The organism is Nocardioides sp. (assembly GCF_004803405.1).
GTDB lineage: Bacteria > Actinomycetota > Actinomycetes > Propionibacteriales > Nocardioidaceae > Nocardioides > Nocardioides vastitatis.
Window position 1 is genome coordinate 1 of sequence record NZ_SSXI01000129.1, and the last position, 1,543, is coordinate 1,543.

At 72.3% G+C, this 1,543-nt stretch carries 2 protein-coding genes; both read left to right on the plus strand.

The features are described from left to right. The first annotated feature begins 176 nt into the window (after positions 1–176). A complete protein-coding gene (gene xylA, locus E7Z54_RS09600; RefSeq protein WP_136433176.1) occupies positions 177–1,346 on the plus strand; it encodes a xylose isomerase in 1,170 nt (389 codons plus the stop codon). Then, a partial coding sequence (locus E7Z54_RS09605; RefSeq protein ID WP_168798253.1) for a helix-turn-helix domain-containing protein occupies positions 1,339–1,543 on the plus strand: 205 nt, incomplete at its 3' end. The genes xylA and E7Z54_RS09605, both read left to right, overlap by 8 nt.

The following is a 1,543-nucleotide window of genomic DNA, read 5'->3' on the forward strand; positions in this document are numbered from 1 at the left end:
GCGTGGGCGCTCTCCGGCGCCGACGCCCCGCCGGCCTGGCCGCTGCCCACCACCGGCGTCCTGACCGCCGACCACGTCCCCGAGGTCCGCGAGCGCTACGCCGCACTGCGCGACGGTCTCGACCAGCTCGACCAGCTCATCCCGCACCGACCCTGACCCCACCGAGAGGCACGCCCATGACCATCCAGATCCCGTCGCCGACGCCCGCCGACAAGTTCTCCTTCGGCCTGTGGACCGTCGGCTGGCAGGCGCGCGACCCGTTCGGCGACGCGACCCGCGCCCCGATGGACCCCGTCTACGCGCTCGAACGGCTCGCCGCGATCGGGGCCTACGGCGTGAACTTCCACGACGACGACCTGATCCCGTTCGGCGCCGACGACGCCGTCCGCGACGGCATCATCGAGCGATTCAAGAAGGGGCTCGCCGACACCGGTCTCGTCGTCACCACGGCGACCACCAACCTCTTCACCCACCCGGTGTTCAAGGACGGCGGGCTCACCTCCAACTCCCGCGACGTGCGGCGCTACGCGCTCCGCAAGGTGATGCGCAACCTCGACCTCGCCGCCGAGCTCGGCGCGAAGGTGTACGTCATGTGGGGCGGCCGCGAGGGCGCGGAGTACGGCGCCGCGAAGGACGTGCCGGCCGCGCTGGACCGGTACCAGGAGGCGTTCAACGTGCTCGGCGACTACGTGGTCGACCGGGGCTACGACCTGAAGTTCGCCATCGAGCCCAAGCCCAACGAGCCGCGCGGCGACATCCTGCTGCCGACGGTCGGCCACGCGCTGGCCTTCATCGAGACGCTCGACCGGCCCGAGCTGGTCGGCGTCAACCCCGAGATCGGGCACGAGGAGATGGCCGGGCTCAACGCGGCCGCCGGGTACGCGCAGGCCCTGTGGCAGGGCAAGCTCTTCCACATCGACCTCAACGGGCAGAACGGCCCGAAGTACGACCAGGACCTGCGCTTCGGCGCGGGCAACGTGCGCGGTGCCTTCTGGGTGGTCGACACCCTGGTCACCGGCGGCTACGACGGCCCGGTGCACTTCGACTACAAGCCGGTCCGGCCCGAGACCGACGCCGGCGTGTGGGTCTCGGCGAAGGCCTGCATGGACAACTACCTGATCCTGCGCGAGAAGGTGAAGGCGTTCCGCGCGGACCCGGAGGTCCAGGCCGCGCTCGCCGAGGCAGGGCTGCCCGACCTCGCCGTACCGACGCTGGAGGCGGAGGAGGGCTGGCGCGGACTGCTGGAGTGGGAGCTGCCCGACGTCGACGCCTTGGCCGCACGCGAGGTGGCCATGGAGAAGCTCGACCAGCTCGCGCTGGAGCACCTCTACGGCGTACGTGGCTGAGCCTGCCGGGGCGGAGTCGCTGCGCCGGCGCAACGCCGCTGCGGTGCTCCGCTCCCTGAGGTACGACGGCCCGGCGAGCCGGGCCGAGATCGCCGCGCGCACCGGGCTGGCGAAGGCGACCGTCGGCACGATCGTGGCCGGCCTGGAGCAGGTCGGTGCCGTCGCCGACCTGGCGCAGGTGCGCAGCGGCGAGCGTG

Bases quoted from the DNA above. Each gene is read 5' to 3' on its own strand.
- xylA (WP_136433176.1), top strand. From the start codon at position 177: ATGACCATCCAGATCCCGTCGCCGACGCCCGCCGACAAGTTCTCCTTC.